Source organism: Thermotoga sp. RQ7 (assembly GCF_000832145.1).
Taxonomy (GTDB): domain Bacteria; phylum Thermotogota; class Thermotogae; order Thermotogales; family Thermotogaceae; genus Thermotoga; species Thermotoga neapolitana.
Map to the genome: position 1 here is coordinate 566,800 of NZ_CP007633.1, position 22,141 is coordinate 588,940.

General features: G+C 47.1%; 20 protein-coding genes. 12 read left to right on the plus strand and 8 right to left on the minus strand.

All coding sequences use genetic code 11. The annotated features are described in order from the left end of the window. Position 1: 1 nt before the first annotated feature. The 6 genes from TRQ7_RS02920 (at position 2) to TRQ7_RS02945 (ending at position 6,851) form a co-directional block, all read left to right on the plus strand. Complete coding sequence (locus TRQ7_RS02920) at positions 2-1,651, plus strand: NFACT family protein (protein WP_041843967.1); 1,650 nt, start codon at positions 2-4, stop codon at positions 1,649-1,651. After that, a complete protein-coding gene (gene mgt, locus TRQ7_RS02925; RefSeq protein WP_041843968.1) occupies positions 1,648-2,973 on the plus strand; it encodes a 4-alpha-glucanotransferase in 1,326 nt (441 codons plus the stop codon). Before TRQ7_RS02920 ends, mgt begins: the two co-directional genes overlap by 4 nt. Beyond that, positions 2,974-4,329 carry an aminopeptidase gene (locus TRQ7_RS02930; protein WP_041843969.1) on the plus strand — a complete coding sequence of 452 codons (1,356 nt, stop codon included), beginning with the start codon at positions 2,974-2,976 and terminating at the stop codon, positions 4,327-4,329. A 9-nt stretch (positions 4,330-4,338) separates the two neighbouring features. Beyond that, positions 4,339-4,983, plus strand: coding sequence for an endonuclease III (nth, locus tag TRQ7_RS02935; protein ID WP_041843970.1), 645 nt, complete (start codon positions 4,339-4,341; stop codon positions 4,981-4,983). Further along, positions 4,955-5,632 carry a TIGR00266 family protein gene (locus TRQ7_RS02940; protein WP_041843971.1) on the plus strand — a complete coding sequence of 226 codons (678 nt, stop codon included), beginning with the start codon at positions 4,955-4,957 and terminating at the stop codon, positions 5,630-5,632. Before nth ends, TRQ7_RS02940 begins: the two co-directional genes overlap by 29 nt. A 112-nt stretch (positions 5,633-5,744) precedes the next feature. Then, positions 5,745-6,851, plus strand: a complete 1,107-nt coding sequence (locus TRQ7_RS02945) for an MFS transporter (RefSeq protein ID WP_041843972.1) — start codon at positions 5,745-5,747, stop codon at positions 6,849-6,851. Positions 6,852-6,860: 9 nt separating this feature from the next. On the opposite strand, the gene TRQ7_RS02950 is transcribed toward TRQ7_RS02945, so the two are convergent. Beyond that, on the minus strand, positions 6,861-7,295 hold the full coding sequence (locus TRQ7_RS02950; RefSeq protein ID WP_015918805.1) for a transcriptional regulator: 435 nt from the start codon (positions 7,293-7,295) through the stop codon (positions 6,861-6,863). Then, positions 7,292-8,020: a KaiC domain-containing protein gene (locus TRQ7_RS02955; protein ID WP_041843973.1), complete on the minus strand. Its 729-nt coding sequence runs from the start codon at positions 8,018-8,020 to the stop codon at positions 7,292-7,294. Before TRQ7_RS02955 ends, TRQ7_RS02950 begins: the two co-directional genes overlap by 4 nt. 168 nt (positions 8,021-8,188) lie before the next feature. Between TRQ7_RS02955 and argR the strand changes: the two genes are divergently transcribed. Then, the gene (gene argR / locus TRQ7_RS02960) at positions 8,189-8,647 is read left to right on the plus strand and encodes an arginine repressor (RefSeq protein WP_041843974.1); all 459 of its coding nucleotides are present in this window, start codon (positions 8,189-8,191) and stop codon (positions 8,645-8,647) included. Here argR and TRQ7_RS02965 read toward each other — a convergent pair. After that, complete coding sequence (locus TRQ7_RS02965; protein WP_041843975.1) at positions 8,637-11,639, minus strand: efflux RND transporter permease subunit; 3,003 nt, start codon at positions 11,637-11,639, stop codon at positions 8,637-8,639. The genes argR and TRQ7_RS02965 overlap by 11 nt on opposite strands. A 228-nt stretch (positions 11,640-11,867) precedes the next feature. Here TRQ7_RS02965 and dnaK point away from each other — a divergent pair, with 228 nt between their 5' ends. Together dnaK and TRQ7_RS02975 are read left to right on the plus strand one after the other, a co-directional pair. Then, positions 11,868-13,658, plus strand: a complete 1,791-nt coding sequence (gene dnaK / locus TRQ7_RS02970) for a molecular chaperone DnaK (RefSeq protein WP_041843976.1) — start codon at positions 11,868-11,870, stop codon at positions 13,656-13,658. A gap of 15 nt (positions 13,659-13,673) precedes the next feature. Next, the gene (locus tag TRQ7_RS02975; protein ID WP_041843977.1) at positions 13,674-14,117 is read left to right on the plus strand and encodes an Hsp20/alpha crystallin family protein; all 444 of its coding nucleotides are present in this window, start codon (positions 13,674-13,676) and stop codon (positions 14,115-14,117) included. Between the two features lie 30 nt (positions 14,118-14,147). Here the strand turns inward: TRQ7_RS02975 and TRQ7_RS02980 are convergent, their stop codons facing one another. Together TRQ7_RS02980 and TRQ7_RS02985 are read right to left on the minus strand one after the other, a co-directional pair. After that, a complete protein-coding gene (locus TRQ7_RS02980) occupies positions 14,148-14,780 on the minus strand; it encodes a phosphate propanoyltransferase (RefSeq protein ID WP_052472222.1) in 633 nt (210 codons plus the stop codon). 34 nt (positions 14,781-14,814) lie between these two features. After that, positions 14,815-15,540, minus strand: a complete 726-nt coding sequence (locus TRQ7_RS02985) for a sulfite exporter TauE/SafE family protein (protein WP_038066506.1) — start codon at positions 15,538-15,540, stop codon at positions 14,815-14,817. Positions 15,541-15,561: 21 nt separating this feature from the next. On the opposite strand from TRQ7_RS02985, the gene TRQ7_RS02990 reads away from it, so the two are divergent. The 3 genes from TRQ7_RS02990 to TRQ7_RS03000 are packed head-to-tail and all read left to right on the plus strand — an operon-like array spanning position 15,562 to position 18,564. Further along, the gene (locus tag TRQ7_RS02990; RefSeq protein ID WP_041843979.1) at positions 15,562-16,482 is read left to right on the plus strand and encodes an ABC transporter ATP-binding protein; all 921 of its coding nucleotides are present in this window, start codon (positions 15,562-15,564) and stop codon (positions 16,480-16,482) included. Then, positions 16,479-17,561, plus strand: a complete 1,083-nt coding sequence (locus tag TRQ7_RS02995; protein ID WP_015918814.1) for an ABC transporter permease — start codon at positions 16,479-16,481, stop codon at positions 17,559-17,561. Before TRQ7_RS02990 ends, TRQ7_RS02995 begins: the two co-directional genes overlap by 4 nt. Continuing rightward, entirely contained in the window at positions 17,554-18,564 is a 1,011-nt protein-coding gene (locus TRQ7_RS03000) for an ABC transporter permease (protein ID WP_041843980.1), read from the plus strand. Before TRQ7_RS02995 ends, TRQ7_RS03000 begins: the two co-directional genes overlap by 8 nt. Here TRQ7_RS03000 and TRQ7_RS03005 read toward each other — a convergent pair. The 3 genes from TRQ7_RS03005 to nrdG form a co-directional block, all read right to left on the minus strand. Then, positions 18,561-19,526, minus strand: a complete 966-nt coding sequence (locus TRQ7_RS03005) for a nitroreductase family protein (protein ID WP_041843981.1) — start codon at positions 19,524-19,526, stop codon at positions 18,561-18,563. The two genes, TRQ7_RS03000 and TRQ7_RS03005, sit on opposite strands and share 4 nt — an antisense overlap. A gap of 81 nt (positions 19,527-19,607) precedes the next feature. Then, a complete protein-coding gene (locus tag TRQ7_RS03010; RefSeq protein ID WP_041843982.1) occupies positions 19,608-21,560 on the minus strand; it encodes an anaerobic ribonucleoside-triphosphate reductase in 1,953 nt (650 codons plus the stop codon). After that, positions 21,532-22,077: an anaerobic ribonucleoside-triphosphate reductase activating protein gene (nrdG, locus tag TRQ7_RS03015; RefSeq protein WP_041843983.1), complete on the minus strand. Its 546-nt coding sequence runs from the start codon at positions 22,075-22,077 to the stop codon at positions 21,532-21,534. The genes TRQ7_RS03010 and nrdG overlap by 29 nt, the downstream gene beginning before the upstream one ends. Between the last annotated feature and the right edge of the window lie 64 nt (positions 22,078-22,141).

A 22,141-nucleotide genomic window follows, 5' to 3' on the forward strand; every position in this document is an offset into this window, starting at 1 on the left:
AGTGCCACTGGACGGTGTTTTGCTTTACAAGGTGGTTCAAGAGTTGAAAGAGATAGAGGGAGAGCATCTCAGGCAGATTTATCAACCCACATCGGTTGACTACTATTTTCTGTTTCGAAGTTCCACCGTGAGGGTGTGTTTGAAGCCGGACGTTTCTCACATCTCGCTGGCTGAGAAGGAAAAGGCATCCGAGAAGATGCCTTCTTCTTTCACGATGCTTTTGAGAAAAGAGTTGAGGGGTGCAAAACTTCTGAAAGTGGAACAGATCGGAATGGACAGGTCGATTCGATTCGTGTTCGAAAAACTGGACGAGATAGAGGGGACCGTTCAGAAGGAACTCTTTGTCGAGATAATGGGTATGCATTCGAACATGGTTCTCGTAAAAGATGGAAAGATCGTCGATGCACACAGAAGGATTGTGACGAGAAGAAGGGAGATCCTTCCAGGAAAGGACTTTTCAATCTTTCCTTCCGGAAAGACTTCCATTTTCGATCTCAAGGAACTTCCCGGTGAAAGTGAAAAAAGCGTTCGAAACGTTCTTCTCTCCATTCTGGAGGGCTTTTCACCGGTGTCTGTGGAAGAAGTGATCCATCGCGCCGGATACGAACCGGACGTTCCATGGAAGGATGTGGAACGTGAAAGAATTTTTGAGGTTCTCGAAGAGGTGAAACGAGAACTGGAGATCCCGGGTGTGTTCGTCTATTACGAAAAGGGTCATCCCGTAGAGATATCTGCGTTCAGACTCACCATGCTGAACCTCAAAGAGCGCTACTTTGAGAGGCCCTCCGAAGGGATCAACGAATTTGTGGGCTGGAAAGAGGAAAAATCCACGTTCGAGAACACCAAAAACCGTCTTACTCGGGTGATCATGAAGAGGATAGAGGATCTTGAGGATCTGGAAGAGAAACTTATGAGAGAGATTGCCGAAGTAGAAAAAGCACAGGATTACAGAAGGATCGGAGATCTCATCGTTCAAAACCTCTGGAACATAAAGGGAAAATCTGGCGAAGTGGAACTCACAGACTGGGAAACGAACGAAAAGATCGTTGTGGATGTGGGAAAAGATCCCGCTCAAACGGCCCAGAAACTTTACAACACTTACAAGAAACTTCAGAGAAAGAAAGAGCAGGTGGAAAAAAGACTCAAGGAGATCTCCCAGGAGAAGGAATACCTGTATCAACTCTGGCAGACGGTCGATGACGCAGAGGACCTGGAAACGCTCGAGGAAATAGAAGAGGAAATGAAAGAACACGGGCTTTTGAAAGAAAAAAGCGAGAAAAAGAGAAAAGAAAAGACTTCTCGTTTCAGAGAGACAAGTTACATGGGTTTCAGGATTCTTGTGGGAAGAAACAACAAACAAAACGACGAACTCGTGAGAACTTCCTCGAAGGAGGATCTGTGGTTTCATGCCCATGAGATGCCGGGTGCCCACGTGGTGGTGAAGACAGGGGGAAAGAAGGTGCCCTGGGAGGTGATAGAGTACGCTGCAAGTCTTGCAGCAGGCTATTCGAAAGGGAAAAACTCCGGGAAGGTACCGGTTGATTACACTCTCATAAAGTACGTGAGAAAGCCAAAGGGTTTCAAACCAGGTATGGTCATATACACGAACTATAAAACCATCTTTGTTGAGCCAAGGAGGATAGAGGGATGATAGGCTACCAGATCTACGTGAGATCATTCAGGGATGGAAACTTCGATGGTGTGGGGGATTTCAAAGGATTGAAAGGTGCGATTTCCTACCTGAAAGAACTGGGTGTTGATTTTGTCTGGCTCATGCCCGTCTTTTCCTCCATTTCCTTCCACGGGTATGACGTGGTGGATTTTTATTCTTTCAAAGCCGAGTACGGAGACGAGAAAGACTTTAGAGAGATGATCGAGGCGTTCCACGACAACGGTATAAAAGTCGTTCTCGATCTTCCCATCCATCATACTGGTTTCCTCCACACGTGGTTTCAGAAAGCCCTGAAAGGAGATCCACACTACAGGGATTATTACGTATGGGCGAGTGAAAAAACGGATCTGGACGAAAGAAGAGAGTGGGACAACGAAAGGATCTGGCATCCTCTGGAGGACGGAAGGTTCTACAGAGGACTTTTCGGTCCCCTCTCACCCGATCTGAACTACGATAACCCGCAGGTTTTTGAAGAGATGAAGAAGGTGGTTTATCACCTTCTTGAAATGGGAGTTGATGGATTCAGATTCGATGCGGCAAAGCACATGAGAGACTCTCTGGAACAGAACGTTCGTTTCTGGAGGTATTTTCTCTCCGACATCGAGGGAATCTTCCTTGCAGAGATCTGGGCAGAAGCAAGAGTTGTGGACGAACACGGAAGGATATTCGGCTACATGCTGAACTTCGACACCTCACACTGCATCAAGGAAGCGGTATGGAAGGAAAACTTCAGAGTGTTGATAGAGTCGATCGAAAGGGCCCTGGTTGGGAAGGATTATCTGCCGGTGAACTTCACATCGAACCACGACATGTCAAGACTTGCAAGTTTCGAAGGAGGGTTGAGTGAAGAGAAGGTGAAACTCTCACTTTCCATTCTGTTCACGCTTCCCGGGGTTCCTCTCATATTCTACGGAGACGAACTGGGAATGAAAGGAATCTATCGAAAACCGAACACGGAAGTGGTTCTGGATCCGTTCCCCTGGAGTGAAAACATGTGTGTTGAGGGGCAGACGTTCTGGAAATGGCCGGCCTACAACAGTCCATTCTCTGGTGTTTCTGCTGAGTATCAAAAGAAAAATCGTGATTCGATCCTCTCACACACGATGAGGTGGGCAGGATTCAGAAAGGAAAATCACTGGCTGGACAGGGCAAACATCGAATTTCTGTGCAAAGAAGAAAAACTGCTCGTGTACAGACTGGTCGATGAAGGGCGTTCTCTGAAAGTGATACACAACCTGTCGAATGGTGAAATGGTGTTTGAGGGAGTGCGCGTACAACCCTACAGCACGGAGGTGATTTGAATGAAGATGGAAAGAAAAAACGTCTGGCAGCACAGAAACAGAGAAGAGATCGAATCTTTCTCGAAAGAATACATGGATTTCATGGGCAGGGCAAAAACGGAGAGGCTGGCAGTCAGGGAAATCAGAAAATTTCTGGAGAAAGAAGGTTTTGTTCCCATTGAAGATTTTGCAGGAGATCCCATGGATATGGCAGTCTATGCGGTGAACAGGGGGAAAGCGATAGCGGCCTTCAGAGTGGTGGACGACCTGAAAAAGGGTTTGAACCTTGTGGTTGCACACATTGACTCTCCCAGACTGGACTTCAAGCCCAACCCACTAGTGGAAGATGAACAGATAGCACTCTTCAAGACACACTACTACGGTGGTATTAAGAAGTATCACTGGTTCAACATACCTCTTGAGATACACGGTGTTCTCTTCAGAGGGGATGGAGAGGAAATAGAGATTCATGTGGGGGACAAGCCAGAAGATCCCGTTTTCACAATTCCGGACCTTCTTCCACACCTCGACAAGGAAGACGCAAAGATCTCTGAAAAATTCAAAGGTGAAAACCTGATGCTCATCGCCGGTACGATCCCTCTCAGTGGAGAGGAGAAAGAAGCGGTGAAGATGAACGTTCTCAAAATCCTGAACGAAATGTACGGCATTTCGGAGGAAGATTTCGTGAGTGGTGAGATAGAGGTTGTTCCTGCCTTCCCACCCAGGGAAGTGGGAATAGATAGAAGTCTCATAGGGGCATACGGGCAGGATGACAGGATATGTGCCTACACGGCACTTCGGGCGTTTCTGGAGTCAAATCCAAAGAAATCGATTGGTGTTGTCTTTCTCGATAAGGAAGAGATAGGAAGCGACGGAAACACCGGTGCTAAGGCAAGGTTCTATCTGAGAGTTCTCAGGCAGATTCTGAAGATTCAGGGTGCCAGAGATTCAGAATTCGCACTCGATGAGGTACTGGAAAAATCAGCCGTGATCTCCGGCGACGTCTGTGCCGCCGTGAACCCACCTTACAAGGATGTTCACGATCTTCACAACGCACCGAGACTGGGATACGGTGTTGCCCTTGTCAAGTACACGGGCGCAAGGGGAAAGTACTCAACGAACGACGCCCACGCGGAATTCGTGGCTCGTGTGAGACAGGTCCTCAACGAAAGGAACGTTATCTGGCAGGTGGCAACACTTGGAAAGGTTGATCAGGGTGGTGGAGGAACGATCGCCAAGTTCTTTGCCGAAAGAGGAGCGGACGTGATCGATATGGGTCCCGCTCTTCTCGGTATGCACTCTCCGTTTGAGATCTCTTCGAAGGCGGACCTTTTTGAAACGTACAGAGCCTACAGGGCTTTACTCGAAGATCTGTGAGGTGAGAGTTTGATAGAAAAAATTGCAAAAGAGATCATAGAACGCTTTCCGAGAGATCACAAGGAGACGGATCCTTTCAGGGTGCTCATCTCAACTGTTCTGAGCCAGAGAACGCGCGATGAGAACACCGAAAGGGCAGCAGCGAAACTCTTCGAGGTGTACAGAACACCTGAAGATCTGGCAAAGGCAAAACCCGAGGATCTCTACGATTTGATAAAAGAGTCAGGAATGTACAAACAGAAGGCAGAAAGAATCGTGAAGATATCGAAGATCATAGTGGAAAAGTACGGTGGAAAGGTTCCTGACACCCTGGAGGAGTTGTTGAAATTACCCGGTGTTGGGAGAAAAACAGCGAACATAGTGCTCTGGGTGGGATACGGGAAACCCGCCCTTGCGGTCGACACCCACGTTCACAGGATCAGTAACAGACTCGGCTGGGTGAAGACGAAAACACCTGAAGAAACAGAAAAAGCACTGAAAAGACTCCTTCCAGAGAAACTCTGGGCTCCCATCAACGGCTCTATGGTGGAGTTTGGAAGAAACGTGTGCAGGCCTGTGAATCCGAAGTGTGAGGACTGCTTTTTAAAGAAACACTGCGAGTACTATCGGAAAAGGAGGAAAGAGAATGAGGTACGAAATCGCCCTGAAGGGTAGTTATGCTCTTCTGAGGGTGTTCCTGTCGGGTGGTGAAAGCGTTGTGGCAGAACCCGGTGCAATGGTCTACATGAGAGGACCGATCGAGGTTCAGACTTCAGCGGTGGGGGGTGTGTGGAAGGCACTCAAAAGAGCTATCCTCGGTGGAGAGAACTTCTTCATGAACACGTACGTTTCCCGTGGAGAGGGTGAGATCGGTTTTGCTCCACAACTTCCCGGAGACATCGATGTGATTCCCATGAACGGGGCTCTGTACGTTCAATCAACCTCCTACCTGGCCTGTGATCCTTCGGTAGAGATGGATGTTTCTTTCGGTGGCTTCAAAACTTTCTTCGCAGGAGAGGGAATTTTTCTTTTGAAACTGCAGGGCGAAGGAGATGTGGCCGTTTCTTCTTTTGGTGGCATCAGATCGGTGACACTTCAACCGGGAGAAGAGATCATGGTTGACACAGGGCACGTTGTTGCCTTCGACGGTACACTGAAATGGGATGTCAGAACGTTTGGAGGATTGAAATCCACGCTCCTAGGTGGAGAAGGTCTTGTGTGCACCTTCACAGGACCAGGAAGAGTGTATATCCAGACAAGGAATTACCCTGCTTTTGTTGATTGGGTAAAGTCACTTGTTTCCAGACAAACGGGTAGCAGATGATTCGACTATGGACCTTCAAGTTTTCTGGTTTTTGTTCTTCTGATGTTTGATGTTTGTCATCGTTATGGTAAAATAATTCACACATCGAACCAAATTGCTGGAGGTCATGTGAATGCTATTTCTCACCAACGTTCTTCGTTCTACGGGTACCATGAGTTTCAATCTTCTGATTCAGCTTCGCATGAAGGAGATAGGAGCAACCCTCTTTTTGATAGGACTTCTTTCCAGCCTCAGAGGAGCGGTGAACACCTTTTCAAACGTCTTCTGGGGGAGAATTTCGGACAGAACCGGGAAAAGAAAGGTGTTCATCATATCGAGTCTTGTTCTAGCATCTGCCTTTTATCCTCTTTACGCAGTCATAGATGTTCCCTTTGCCATTCTGATTGTCTCCATGATCATAGCCTTTTTCAACGGAATGTACCCTCCTGCCGCGATGGCGCTCAGCAGTACCACAAAGAGAATGGCGCTTGGTTTTTCACTTTATAATTCCTCGAATTCACTTGGAATGTTTTTCAGCAGACTCTCCATTGGTTTTCTGTTGATGTTCATGAATCTGAAACTCGCTTTTGTTTTCTTTTCGATAGTCGTAGCAATGGCAGTGATTCCTGCTCTCAGAGTGAAGGAGGAAGGTGTTCAGAAGAAAAAGGAGGATATACACTTTGGAAGACAAATCATGAAACACGGAACGTGGGCGCTGTATCTGGGAAGTTTTCTGAGACAGATGGGAACCTCCGGCTCTATGTCTTTGATCGCTGTTTATTTGAACGACACGTTCCACTACAGTGCTTCGACCATCGGTTTTATCACCGCGGTCAACCCGCTCATCCAGATACCCTCTCACTTTTTCTTCGGAAAACTGGTTGAAAGGGTGGAACCGAAGTTCATAAGTGCTCTGGGGATTTTCATGTCCTCTCTGACTCCTTTTCTTATGATGGTACCGAGAGCCTGGGCACCGATACTGGCTTACGCCCTTCTGGGAGCAAGCTTTGGTGCGTTTATAAACGGCTCGAGTAACTTTCTTGGCAGAAGATTTCACTATCTTCAAAGGGGAAGAGCCCTCGGTCTTTTGAGTTCTGCAAGGTTTTTTGGAGCCACGCTGGGTCCTTTCCTGGCAGGTGTTCTCGCGGAAAAGTCGTACTCACTCATGTTCCTGGTGCTGGGAATTGCCATTCTCTCCGGAGGAGTAGTCGTTCTGTTGTTTACAAAGGGCGGGGAATGAATCCCCGCCTCAGAGTTTCTGAATGACGCTTTCCAGTTTTTGTTTCACCTCTTCGAGCTCTTTTTTGATCTCCTGGAGTTTCTCATCGCCCGTGGTGGTTGCCAGAACACCCTCACCTATCAATCCTTCCACACTCAGCTTTCCTTCTTTTAAAAGTTCGTAGGTTTCGTTTACCAGTTTTCCTGCCTTGGTTTCTCCTTTCACGTGTTCTCTGATCGTTGCTTCGGTTCTTCCGAGTTCCTCTGCGATTTCAGAAGCAGTCATACCGGCTTTTGCTCTTGCAAATGCTCCCGCCGCAACCGCTAGGCTGTCCACCCAGGTGAGCCTTTCAGAGGAGTTTCTGATCTCCTCAAGCACTTCCTTTCTGAAGAGAGTACCAACAAGCAGAACCGTTTCGAGCTGGTGAATCTCCTCTTTCGTCATCGGGTTGAAGTTGAGTTTCATTTCTCCTCACCCCCCTCCGAAGGATGTATGACGATACCTTTGTCGGTTATTTCGAACGGGTGTCTTCTCATGGAATGGGACGTTCCTCTCATCTTCCAGACTATCAGGCTTCTTTTGAGCTCACCATCTATTTCGTCCAGATCAAGTCTGATGATTCCATCCACACCATGTTCGACACCGGGTCCACCAAATCCCTTCTCCGTTACCGATACCTGACTCACAAAGAGTGAGGTGCAGCCAAGTCCTGAAAGGATCCTCTTGAGTTGGAATATGATGCTCCTTGCCATTGCCGGCTTTGTTATGTAGAGTGTCGTGACGGAATCAATCACCACCCTTTTGGCCTGGGTTTCTCTTATTGCCCTTTTCAACACCTCGGCGAGTTCCCTGACGTCGTCTATATCTTTCACCACGTACTTTTCTTTCTCTGCGTACTCACCTATTCCACCTGTGAATGCATCCACTATGGCGAACTTTCCTTCCTTTTCGAAATCATCAACTTTCCAGCCGAAAACTTCCATGTTCTTTTTCACCTGTACTGGATGCTCCTCGAGAGCCACGTAAATTCCAGGTTCCCCCATTTGAAGCCCGTTCCATATGAACTGCTGTGAAAAGATCGTCTTGCCGGTACCTGGCCCTCCAGAGATGAGGACTATGTTCCTTTCTGGAATTCCCCCATGAAGGATCTCATCCATCCCCGGTATGCCCGTTTTGACCCTCTTGATCATTCTTTTCACCCCCTTAAGATATATTAGCACTCATCAATATCGATTGATAAAAATAAATGTTACTCTTGAGTTACCAAAACAAAAACAAATGAATTTTTCTTCCAGAGGTGTTATATTTATGCTGTATAATTGTATGTGTTTTCAATCTGAAAGATGGAGGTGTTCAACTTGAAGGTGTCGAAAAAAAGAAGACAGGAACTCATAAAAAAGATCATACACGAAAAAAGAATAAGCAACCAGTTTCAAATCGTCGAGGAGTTGAAAAAATACGGTATAAAGGCCGTTCAACCCACCATCGCTCGAGATTTGAAGGAAATAGGAGCGGTGAAGATAATGGACGAAAGTGGCCATTATGTCTACCGACTCCTGGACGAAACACCAGTGATCGATCCCTGGAAAGAGTTGAAGAGAAACTTCAAGTCCTTCGTTGAAAGCATAGACAGGGCTGGAAACCTTATAGTCATAAAAACGATTCCAGGAACTGCCAGTGGGATCGCCCGTGTCATAGACAGGCTCGACATAGACGAGATCGTTGGAACACTGGCAGGAGACGACACCATATTCGTTGCTGTGCGAGATCCGGAAAGCTGTGAGAAAATCGTGGAAAAACTCTCGTCTATACTTTGATCTTTTTTCTCATGAGGGTGTAGATCACGGGTATTACAAAGAGTGTGAACAGCATGGATATTAACAGACCAAAGATCACAACCCACGAAATGGGTGATTCTATCTCTGCACCCTCTCCCTGGCTCAGCGCGGTGGGAAGCAGAGCCACAATGGTTGTGAAGGTGGTCATAAGAATGGGTCTCAATCTGCTCTGAGCACCCTCAAGAACGGACTCCATCAGGTCTTTTTCCTTTCTTATCTGTTCTATCCTGGTTAGCATCACGATGGCGTTGTTCACGACCGTTCCCGAGAGGGTCAAAAGCCCCACAAGAACAGGAACATTGAGAGAATATCCGTTCACAAGTACGGCAAAAGCAACTCCGACGATCGCAAAAGGAACGGTGAGGAATATGACAAAAGGCAGCACAAAGGATTCGAACTGAGCCGCAAGTATCATGTAGACAAGGGCTATTGCCATATAAACCACAGACCTGAGTTCCGCGAAAGCTTCATCCATGAATTCTTTCTGCCCTGAAATATCCACCTTAACACCTGAGAGGTTCATTCCACTCAGAACTTCTTCTACCTCTTTCGAAACATCACCTATCGCACCCTCTATACTCACCAGATCCACGTAAATGACTCGCTCGCCATCGGAATGGTCGATCACCGAAGGAACGGTCTTTTGAGTGACAGTTGCAATGGCTCCAAGCGGAACTTCTCCCTTCAATCCCTCAAGGGGTGTTCTGGGAAGATCCTCCAGAGATAACGTCTCTGCTTTCTTAAGAACGATCGGCAGTGTTCCTTCACTTGTTTTCAAAGTTCCTATGTTCTTTCCAAGCATGTAGGTTTGCAGGTCCAGGAAAACCTGACCCGCCACCACACCGTTCATGAGGGATTTGTTTCTGTCTATCCTCACGTGCACAACGCTCTTTTCATAAGAGTTTCGGATCTGGATCTTTTCAACCTCGGGAAGGTTCTTCAAGCGTTCGAATATCTCCTCGGCTTTTTCCTGAATGAGAGAAAGGTCTTCCCCTCTTATCTCAACCGTGATCGGATATCCCAGAACCTCGTACAACTGCTGTGACTGTTCCAGAACCTCTATCTTTGCATCCGGGATCTTCAGAGATGCGATGGCTTCTTTCAACCTTTCTCTGTTTTTTGCAAACTCTTTTCTGCTTCCTCCGAGGTTCACCATTATCCTTGCCTCGTTCTGTCCCCGTCCCATTATCTGTGAATACTCACTGGTTATTCCCACTTCCGAGTAGAAGGAAGTGATGTTGTAGGTGGATCTGTGCTCGTTCAGGTACTCTTCTATTTTCTGAACCGCTTCAGATGTCCTCTCATAGGAAGACTGAGGCGGCAGTTTCACGTCTATGACCACAAGGTTTGTCTGGAAGGAAGGAAGAAATCCCATGGGTTTTGATAGAAGAAACACAGCCGACACGATAACCAGGGTGAAAGCCACTGCAAGAACAAGTCCCTTTCTATTCATACACCATTCCAGGGCTTTTCGATAGGACTTCTGAAGCCTTTCGGTGAGTTTTCCTCTCCTTGGTTTTATCCATCTTGTACCGGCTGGAACGATGACGGTTGAAACAAAAAGAGAGGAAGAGAGGGCAAAAACAAAGGCGAGGGCAAAGTATTTGAACAGCCTCACCACAAAACCGGTGAAGAACACTATGGGTAAAAACACAGAAACGGTGGTGAGTGTGGAAGCAAGAATTGCCAGCCAGACTTCTCCCGTTCCTTCTCTTGCGGCGTCGGGGATGGACTTTCCCAGAGAACGATGGCGATATATATTCTCAAAGACAACGATGGAGTTGTCCACCAGCATTCCCAGTGCCATGATGAGACCACCGAGGGTCAATGTATCGAGATTAATTCCGAACGCGTACAGAAAGACGAAGGTGACGGTGAGAGAAAGCGGTATCGAAAAGGACGTAACGAGTGTGGAGATGAAATCCTTCAGAAAGATCAAAACCACAGCGAACGCTGCTATGAAACCGTAGAACAGATTCTTGAGAAGATTATCGATGGCTCTTTCGGTGTAGTATGCCTGGTTCATGGCCTCTATGTAATCTATTTTGGAATTACTCAGTATTTTCTTTATCTCACGAACAGTCTTGACGGTGTTCGCACCACTTCTTTTGTAGATGGCGATGAGCGATGCCTTTTTCCCGTTGACCCTGACTTCTCCCTGGACACTTTCTTCTGCTATCTTCACCTCTGCTATGTTTTTCAGGCGAACGGGAATCAAAAGTTTTGGTATTTCACCTCGAAGCAGAGACTGATATTTCACCCCTCTGAAACCCACGATGGTGTTCTTCAGATCATCGAGGTTTTCGAATCGTCCATCAACAGAGACAGAATAGATGTTCCCCTCAGAATCCTTCACATACCCGAACGGATAGACCAGATTCCCCGAGAGAATGGTTTCTATCAGTGAAGGATCAACATCGAACTTTTTTATCTTCTCGTGATCCAGAACGATTTCAACGATTTTCTTCGGCTCTCCCATCACTTCGACGCTGGCGACATCTGGAAGCCTTCTGATCTTCGAGACAACCTCTTCGTAATCTTCCTCAGTTGAGAAGGCATACACCGGAAGCAGGGACGGATCGAATTCCACAACGATCGGCTTGGCTCCTTCCGGGAGTTCTCGAGAGGCAAGTTCCACATACCTGGACAACCTTCCCACAGCATCGGCCGTTTTCACATTCCACTCAAACTCCACAAGGATGAAGGAGACAGAGTCCATGGACATGGAGGTGAACCTTCTAACACCCGGTGTGGACGAGATGTACTCTTCAAGGGGAAAAGTCACGAGTTCCTCTACCTCTTCTGCACCCGCACCCATGTAAGTGGTCAAAACAACCGCATAAGGGTACTCGATTTGTGGAAGAAGGTCCAGTTTGAGATGTTGAAAGGAGATGAACCCAAGAAACACAATGGCAGCCAGTAGCATCAATATTGCTATGGGTCTTTTCGATGATATCTCTGCTAGTTTCATCCGGATCCCTCCCCGGCTGGTTCAATTATATATCATTCCTTGAAGGAAAACTCATTATCATTCATAAGTTTCGTTTGCTATACGATATGATTACATATAAATTATGATATCTCATTTGTAGATAAAAAGCAAAATTTCAAAATGAACGAATTATCCATCGAAATCTTGACATACCATTCGAAGCTTCCTATAATTTCACACGGAGAAAGAAATTGAGGAGGTGGAACAATGGCGGAAAAGAAAGAATTCGTTGTTGGTATAGACCTTGGAACAACGAACTCCGTTATTGCCTGGATGAAACCAGATGGCACGGTTGAAGTGATACCGAACGCAGAGGGAAGCAGAATAACCCCTTCTGTGGTTGCCTTCACAAAGAGTGGAGAAATACTCGTGGGAGAGCCCGCAAAGAGACAGATGATACTCAATCCCGAGAGGACAATAAAGTCCATAAAGAGAAAAATGGGAACCGACTACAAAGTCAGAATTGACGATAAAGAATACACCCCTCAGGAGATCAGTGCCTTCATCCTGAAAAAACTCAAGAAAGATGCCGAGGCATACCTCGGAGGCGAAATAAAGAAGGCAGTCATCACCTGTCCTGCTTACTTCAACGACGCTCAGAGGCAGGCCACAAAAGAGGCTGGAATCATAGCCGGGCTTGAGGTGTTGAGGATCATCAACGAACCCACCGCAGCAGCGCTCGCGTACGGTCTGGATAAGGCAGGAAAAGAACAGAAGGTTCTGGTTTACGACCTCGGTGGTGGTACGTTCGATGTCTCCATCCTGGAAATCGGAGATGGTGTCATTGAGGTCATTGCAACCGCTGGTAACAACCATCTCGGAGGAGATGACTTCGATCAGAGACTCATAGACTGGATGGCAGAAGAGTTCAAAAAACAGCATGGAATAGACCTGAGAGAAGATAGACAGGCACTGCAGAGATTGAGGGACGCTGCAGAGAAAGCCAAGATAGAACTTTCAACGAAGATGGAAACAGACGTGAGTCTTCCGTTCATAGCGGTTTCTCCAAGTGGACAGCCGCTTCACCTCGAGATGAGAATCACCAGAAGTCTCTTCGAGTCGCTGACGAAGGACCTTGTCGAGATGACAAGGGGTCCGATAGAACAGGCACTCAACGACGCAAAACTTTCACCACAGGACATAGACGAGATCATACTCGTTGGTGGAATGACCAGGGTTCCAATGGTCCAGAGGTTCATAAAAGAGTTCTTTGGAAAAGAACCGAACAAGAGTGTCAACCCGGATGAAGCGGTTGCCATCGGTGCAGCGATTCAGGCAGCCATCCTTGCAGGAACAGAGGGTGCGAAAGGACGAGATATTGTCCTCGTGGATGTCACACCGCTCACACTCGGAATAGAGGTCAAGGGAGGCCTGTTCGAACCGATCATACCGAGGAACACCAAGATTCCCGTGAGAAAGAGCAAGATCTTCACCACCGTTGAAGACGGACAGACCGAGGTTGAGATCAGGGTCTACCAGGGTGAAAGACCGATCGCCAGAGAAAACATTTTCCTTGGAAGTTTCAAACTCGTCGGTATACCGCCAGCACCGAGGGGTGTTCCTCAGATAGAGGTCACGTTCGACATAGACAGCGATGGAATAGTCCATGTCTCAGCAAAAGACCTTGGTTCTGGAAAAGAGCAATCCATGGTGGTGACCGGAAGACACAAACTCTCTGAAGAGGACATAAAGAGAATGATAGAGGACGCAAAAAGATACGAAGAACAAGACAGACGTCTCAAAGAAGAGATCGAACTCAAAAACAGAGCAGACGACCTCGCATACAGTGTGGAAAAAACCTTAAGAGAACATGGAGACAAGATACCTGCAGATCTCAAATCCAAGCTCGAGAACATGATCAAGGAACTCAGAGACGCTATCAATAGAAACGACATACCAAGGGTGAAGATGCTCTTCGATGATCTCCAGAAAGAGAGCATGAAAATAGGAGAATACCTCTACAAGTCTGCAACAGGAGGAGAAGCCACAAATCAGTAAGAGGGGGGTGACACGATGCTTCTTGGAAGAAGGGAAGACATCTTCAGACCGTTCAGGGAACTTCAGAGGGAGATCGACAGACTCTTCGAGGACTTCTTCAAAACTGAGATCAGACCAGCCAGGGAAGTTTTTGCACCGGACATGGACGTGTACGAAACAGACGACGAAGTAGTGGTGGAAGTGGAAGTACCAGGTCTTGACAGAAAAGACATCAAAATAACGGTTGAGGAAAACATTTTGAAGATCTCTGGAGAAAAGAAGATCGAAAGAGAACAGAAAGGTAGGAACTACTACTTCGTCGAAAGAAGTGCGGGTAAGTTCGAAAGGGCCATAAGACTTCCAGACTACGTAGATGTGGAAAAGATCAAAGCAGAATACAAGAACGGAGTCCTCACAGTCAGAATACCGAAGAAAGAGGAAAGGAAGAAGAAAGTGATCGAGGTGGAGGTTCAGGAGTAAGGGGAGCGTGCGCTCCCCTTTTTTATTTTTCTAGAACTCCACGATGTAGACGAGATCTCCTGTGTTGAGCATGGCGGCGTTTGCCTCGTCCGTGTCCACATGAAATTCCAGGGCGAAATCTTCCCTCACCCTTATGAGAACATCGTCGAATATCAGCCTTCTGTCTCCGCTTTCAACGATCACCTTCACTATGTCCTTGTCTTTCACACCGTAGTATTCTGCGTCTTTTGGGTGCATGTGTATGTGTCTTTTCGCTATGATGACTCCCTTTTCCTTCACCAGGATCCCGTTTGGACCTATGATGACGATTCCCGGGGTTCCCTCGAGGTCCCCCGAGTCTCTTACAGGGGGTCTTACACCGAGCCTGAATGCATCCGTTCTGGAGATCTCCACCTGGGTCTCTTTCCTGACGGGTCCAAGCACACGGACGTTTTCAATGGCACCTTTTGGACCAACTATGGTGACGGTTTCCTTCGCAGCGTACTGGCCGGGCTGTCTGAGTTCTTTCACCGGTGTGAGTTCGTAACCTTTCCCAAAAAGTGTCTCCAGGTCTTCTCTGGAAAGATGGACGTGCCTGTTGCTCACTCCAACGATTATCCCGGGTTCTTTCTTGAGCAATTGGTACACCTCCCTAACTTTATGCATTATTCCATCTGTTATCATCTCACTTTTCTATTTCTTTCTGGTTGAAAGTTAATTAAAAAACGTATCTTATTCCAACGACGATCACCGCTGCAAAGACGATCCATCTCACCCACCTTGCCCCCTTTTTAACAGAAAAACTGGCTGCGATCCAGGCCCCCGTCATGTTTCCAAAGGCAAGGACCAGGCCGTATGGAACGTTCACCTTCCCGTTCAAAAAGAAGATGATCAGCGACACCAGGTTGTAAGATGCCACGATGAACACCTTCACAGCGTTCGTCTTGACCAGTTCGTATCCAAGAAGTAGAGCAATCGCTGGTATGAGAAGGAAACCCACTCCCGCCTGTATGAATCCACCGTATATTCCTATCAAAAAAAAGACGATGTATATGAGAATCCAGTTTCTTTTAACCTCCCTGTCTTCCACCCAGATTTTCGGCTTCCACACCAGCGAAAACGCCATGACAAGAAAGATAACACCCACGATCCTCTGAAGGACTTCCTTTTCTATCTGAACCGCTACGGAACTTCCAACCAGTGCTCCTGCGATGGTTGGTATGGAAACCAGAAGCGCCTCTTTTGCTTTCAAAACGTTTTTCGACCTGAACCTTTCGATGGCAACGAGGTTTTGGAGGATTATCGCTATTCTGTTTGTGCCATTTGCCACGTCTATTCCCAGGCCAAGTGCTGTGAGTATAGGAAGTGTTATCATGGAACCACCGCCTGCCATCACGTTCAGAAACCCAGCGAGGATTCCTCCAAGAAAAGCCAGAAACAGCACAGTCAGGCACCTCCTCTTTTGATGTATCACAGTAGTTATGATACCATTGTGTTCAAAGGGGGGATATACTTGGAGATTCTGAAGGTTGTAAATCTCAAGAAGTACTATGGTGATGTGAAAGCGGTGGATGGAATTAGTTTCACTGTGGAGCGCGGGACAGTTTTCTCCCTTCTTGGTCCCAACGGTGCTGGAAAGACCACAACTGTGGAAATACTCGAGGGTCTCAGAAAGAAAGACGAGGGGGAGATCTACTATTTCGGCGAAAAGAAAGAATCTCTGGACAGTGAAACCAAAAGGAAAATCGGTGTGTGTCTTCAGAAGAGTGCTTTTTTCGATAACCTCACTGTCTTGGAAACGCTGAAACTCTTCCGCGGCCTTTACGGAAAGGGACTGAAGCTGTCTGAGGTGGTGGATCTATTTCAACTGGAAAAGATCGAAAGAAGGAGAGTTAAGACACTCTCTGGAGGACAACTCCAGAGGCTGGCTGTCGCCGTCGCCTTCATCAACGATCCTGAGGTCGTGTTCCTCGATGAGCCAACAACAGGGCTTGATCCACAGGCAAGAAGGCAGATCTGGAGCGTCATAGAGCACTTCAAAAATCAGGGAAAAACGATCTTTCTCACGACTCACTATATGGAAGAAGCAGAAAAACTCTCCGATTACGTTTGCATAATGGATCACGGAAAGATCATAGCAGAAGGAACGCCGTCTTCCCTCATAAACTCTTCCGGTTTAAAAACCGTGGTTGAATTCGACAGCGATCAGAACGTGGATGTGAAGTATCTGGAGAAAAAAGACGGCCATTACGTTGTCGAGACAGACACTCCCGAAGACCTCATAAAAGAACTTTTGAGAAGATGGAACGTTTCGAACATAGTGATAAGAAAGCCCAACCTCGAAGACGTTTTTCTGAAACTCACAGGCAGGGATTTGAGAGAATGAAGGCTCTGATCGTTTCCATTTTCAAGAACGACTACCTCAGAGACAAAGGCGCTATCTTCTGGAACTTTCTGTTTCCACTGCTTCTCTATCTGATCCTTGTGTCGATTTTCGGAAACATGGGTTCGAACATGAACCTGAAAATCGGTATCGTGGGAAAGAGTGAAACGCTGGAGAGTGTTCTCAGAAGCCTCCCCTCCGGTATCGAGGTTGTCGAAGTGAAAGATGTAGAGCAGGATCTGAAGTATGGAAAGGTGGATGTGTGCGTTGTTTTGCCTGAGAATTTCGACTCCCTTTTTACAAGAGCGCTTCTGCTTTCCAGAACGAAACTTTCCATGCCGGTTGAAGTGGAGGTTTTCTACGCTCCAGAGAGAAGAGAATCTGTGATCCTTGCAAACGTTGTGGCGAACATCTTGGAGTCACTCGATCTTCACGTCAGAAAAGTAAGCAAGGTGAAGGTGGAGTACAGAAGGAAAGAAAAGCAAGATTTCAACTATTCACACTACGTGTTTCCTGCCATACTGCTTGTGGGTGTGATGTCCGTTGGACTTTTCACCGTTCCATACCAGATCGCTCTCCACAGAGAGCAGGGTGTTATGAAAAGGCTCTTCGTTTCTCCTCTGAGAAGCTATCACTATCTCATTTCGACCATGATCTGTGGCTTTTTCGCAATGGTGATATCTTCTTCCCTTATAACTGTCTTTGCGAAGATACTGTACGGAGTTTCGGTTTCTGGTTCTTCCTTTCTGATCGGAGTAGCAGTTTCCTTTCTGACGTTTCTAAGTATTTCTTTGCTTATGGTTTCTCTTTTTAAAAGTTTTTCTGCGCTGAACGCTGCCTCACAGGTCTTCAACCAGGTGTTCATGTTCATGGGAGGATTCTACTTCGATGTTTCAAACATTTCCTGGCCGCTGAAGGTGCTCGTTGTTGGAAATCCGGCGACTTACCTTGTGGATTACTTGAGAGGGTGTCTCGGCTACAAAACGGTTTACACAAATCACTTTCTGGTTGCCATTCTCTGGGTGGTCGTGTCTCTTGTACTCTTTTCGTTGAACTGGAGGCGGGTGATGGTAGTTGAGTGAATTTTTCTCACTCTTTTCGGCGATGTGGAAAGAATCGTGGAGGGACAGAATCGCCACTTTTTTCAGCGTTGCCTTTCCCGTGATGTTTCTTTTGATATTTGGCTTCATCTTCGGTGGATCTGGAGAGTCGGTGAAGACGGCCGTTGTGACCGTCGAATACGACCTTTCAGACTTTGGGGATGTGTACTCCTCTCTGGAGGAAGTGGAAGGTTACTATCATGAAGTGGCTGTGGTGGAGAGAGACAGAATCGTCTTCATAAGGAACACCACGGACGAATACTACCAGTCCCTTCTTGATTCCTGGGAGATGTCACTCAAAACCAAAGTGGAACGGCTCTTCAACAGATTGAATCCCGTGATCGTGGTGAAAAAGAAACCTCTGGAGACCACAAGGCAACTCACGGCCTTCGATTATACTCTCACGGGTGTTATAGCTATCTCTTTGCTCTCCATCGGACTTTTTGGCACGGTGGATGTGTTCTCTCATTATCGGGAGAGAGGATTTCTGAAAAGACTCAGAGCAACGCCCGTTGGAAACTTTTCTTTTGTCTTTGGTCTTGTATCGGCAAGGATGGCATACGGCATCCTTAGCACGACTATCATAATGGTCCTTGGAGTGCTTCTCTTCAAAGCCAAATATGAGTTGAACGTCCTTTTATTTTTGTTGTCAGTCGTGAGTTCTGTTCTCTGTTTCATAGCGTTCGGTGCTCTGATCTCCATTCTGTTCAAAAAATCAGAGGTTGCAACACAGGTTTCCGTTATCCTGTTCACCATAATGATGTTCCTATCAGGAGTTTATTTTCCGATCTCGTTCCTTCCCGATTATCTGAGAACAGTTGCTCTCTTTCTTCCGGTGAAGTACGGTGTGGAGGTCATCAGATACTCACTTGGCTTTGAGATCTTCACGTTCACCAGGTATCTTTTCGCCGTCTCCATCATGTTCGGTGCGGGCCTTGTCTTTGTTTTCTACACCTCTTCTCTCATCCTGAGAAAGGAGGATTAGAGGTTCCATCTGACAATCTCAGAAAGATCTTTTCTCACCCTTTCTGAGCGTTCAATTTCCCTGTGTTTCTCTGAAAGTTCATTTTCGTCTCCCAGGTACCCCACAGCGATCAGAGTTATGAGGACATGGTCTTCTGGTATCCCAAGAATCTCTTTTACCTTCACAGGGTCGTAGCCTGCGACGGGATGTGCCACAAGTCCCATCTGTGTTGCCTGAACAAGGAGGTTTCCCACGGCAAGACCCGTGTCGAAAAGGAAATACTCCCTGTTGTCCGAGAGAACACAGTCAGAGTCTTTCTTGCTGTGGACTGCTATCAGAACGGGGGCGTTTTTCATCCAGTAGTTTCCGCCTGGCAGGGCTTCGTGTAATCTTTTGAGAACGTCTTCGCTGTCCACCACGACGAATCTCCATGGCTGGTTGTTCATACAGGATGGAGCAAGATGCGCAGCCTTTATGAGTGTTTCTACCTCGTCCCTTGGTATTCTGTCTTTCTTCAGTGCCCTTCTTGCCCTTCTCCACTCTATGTGTCTGTTGAGTGAAAGATCTTCCTTTAGAAGTTGATCAAGCGCCTCTTTCACTTCCTGAACGTGTCCTTCGACCTTCACCTTCCTCCACTCTCTTCTCACAAATCCCCATCTGTCCAGGATGAACGTGGATCTCACTGTTTTCCCGTTCTCCAGAACGTCGAAGAATTCGTGGAGTTCTCCTTCTGGGTCTGAAAGAAGAACGACCTTCAGGTTGTTTTTCTCTCTGAACCTTTTCAGAGACTCGACGCTATCCCTTGAGATGCCCACAACCTGGGTTTTTTCGAAGTTTTCTCTGGAAAATTCAACGGCTTCCCTTGTACAACCACTCGTTCCTGCCTTTGGAAAGAAAAAGAGGATCGTGTACCTTCCATAAAGATCGACATGGGTGAAAGGCTTTCCTTCGTCCGTCAGAAGTTCGAAAGGTTTCACTCTCATGACACTCACCTCCAGAAAGTTGAAACTAATTCTCAATAACTATTGTACCACAGAAATACCCCGCCAGCGGCGGGGCGCATTTCACTTTCTTACGATCGTCGAGCTGTAGAACTGCCTTCTTGGATATTCTATTTCCCTTCTTTCCTTGTTGAAGGCTGAGACAGGAACGAGATATCCTACGATCCTCACGTACTCGTCCACTTTCTTTTTTCCACAAACGGGACATCTTTCTCCGTAGAACGCATGGTTGTGTTCGCAGACGCTGATCTTCGTGTTAAACGCAAAGTACATCACACCCATGTCGGCGATCATCTTCACCATGTTGAAGGATTCCTCTTCCGTTTTGAAGGGTTCTCCAAGGTTGATATGAAGAATCGCGCCGCCGCTCACTTTTCTATCCCACATGCCAGAGTAGCGTATCCTGTTCAAAACATCTGTGTTTGCGGCAAGAGGCACCCACTGGTTGGAGTAGATCGTGAACGGTTGTTTCTCACCAAAGAGAAATCTATCCTTCTGTGCAAGTGTCACCGCAGCCTTCTCTGCCGGGACCTGCTCTATGTTGAAGGTAAAGCCGTACTCGCTGTACCCTTTTTCTGCCTCTTCTTTTATCAGATCGAGGACGGTGTCCACGAATCTTTCTCCTTCTTTCGTGTATTTGAGGCCGTCAACGTCCTCTGTTGTCAAACCCATGATGGTAGCGCTCTCCCACACACCGGTGATACCGATCGTTCCGTACTGCCTGTTCAAAAGCATGAGTTCGTTCTCGTAGAGAGGAAGAAGACCCTCCGATATCCTCTCCTTTATAATCTCCCTGATCGAGGCAAGTGACTTCTTGACAAGATCAACCCTTCGTCTCAGTATCTGAAGGAACCTGTCTCTGTCTCCGTTGCTTTCGAGGGCGATCCTTGGAAGGTTGATCGTGATGACCTTGAAAGATCCTATGTTCAGGTCAGACCCACCGATGGAGTTCATTCTTCCCTTGAGTTTTTCGTCTTCACTGGAGAGAGAAAATTTCTTCAGCGTCTGTGTGGAGGAGGTGAGTCTACAGCAAGAGGCCACCGCGTCGATCGAGTCAGATATATACCAGTTCGTGTCCTGCCACTTCATGTTCACTCTGTTTATGAAGCGAGCGCTGTCTTCATCGAGGAACTTTCCATCTCTGTACAAAAGGGATGCTGTCAAAACAGGGAAGGTGAACATCTGACGCTCTCTTTCCTTTGACACCCACTCCCAGTAGTGTTTTTGAAGCCTTATTATGTCCTCCACGTGGTCTGTGATCAGAGAGCCGTCCGGGTAACGCTCTCCATCGAAGATGGCCTTTATGTAGTTTCTGTCAAGGTAGGTGAAGTTCGTATACGGAGACTGTGTTGTTCTGATCGGCTGGTTCAGAGAGTAGGTGAGAATCTGAAAGTGCTGTTCGATGTACCAGTCCAGTTTGTCCTCTGGAATGATCCCCTCTTCAAGGTCCTTTTTGACGAAGTACCACATCCACACGAAGAAATCAGGAAGGCCCACCGCTCCTGAACTCTGGTTCGAGGCGAACATGACAAACTGGATGACGTGCTGAATGAACGTGGAAAGGTGTTTTGCTGGCTCGGACTTTATCGTCTTTATGAAGGGAAGCCCCTTCTCCACGATCGGTTTCAGTGTGTAGGCAAAACAGTAAGGCATGAGCGCGGCATGGTGTCTGTCGTGAAGGTATATGGCCCCGTTTATCTGGGATTCGACGAACTCGTCTGCCACGCTTTTACCGTACATCTCCTTCATCTTCTGCCAGATCTTGTAGAGCGAGTACAGGTAGGTGTGGGGTTTTGAGATCTCGATGAAATAGGTGCTGATGTTGGTGACCCTGACGTTTGCGTTGGCATCGATGGTGGATTCGATGATTCCTCGTCTCACGAAGTCTTCTGTGAATTTCACCACATCCAGTTGATCACCAAGGCCATCCATCTGAAACATTTCGTAGCCGTATCTGGAAAGAAGTTCCTTCAACAACTCTTCGAAGTCACTTTCGAACGAATAGCGAACTACCATGGTGTTCCCTCCTCTTCACAGCACTGATCATCTTCTCAAAGGTTTCTCTGTTCACGTGAAGTTGATTCCGGGAAGCAGGGAAGCCTTCTCTGCGATAGGTGTGAAGGTATCTTCCCATGACGAACTCGTCCACGTACTGAACGTATTCCAGAAGGTTCTCTCTAACGATGTCTTTTGGAAGTCTCCAGGTGAAAAGAACAACGACCAGTCTGTCTTTGAACTTTTCCTTGAAGGTTTTCGAAAGAAGAAGCGTATCTTCCCTGTTGTAAGGTGCAAGGGGCTCACCACCCAGAAGAACGAGTGCAACCTTTGGAAAGTATCTCAGAAGATCTGAAAGTTTCTCGTCGATGGTTTTCACCACATCTTCTGGATCTCTTTTGAACCTTTCAGAAAGGTGCCACGTTTCTGGATTGTGGCACATGTGACACTTTGGCATTGCATCACAACCCTGAAAGTAAACAGACACCCCATAGAGATCTGGATGATCCCGGAGAGTACCGATTCTGTTTATGTACAAGGAAGATCCCCCTTTCGGTGGGTTCTGGTGTGATTATACCACAATATGTTGTGGTATTACGAGT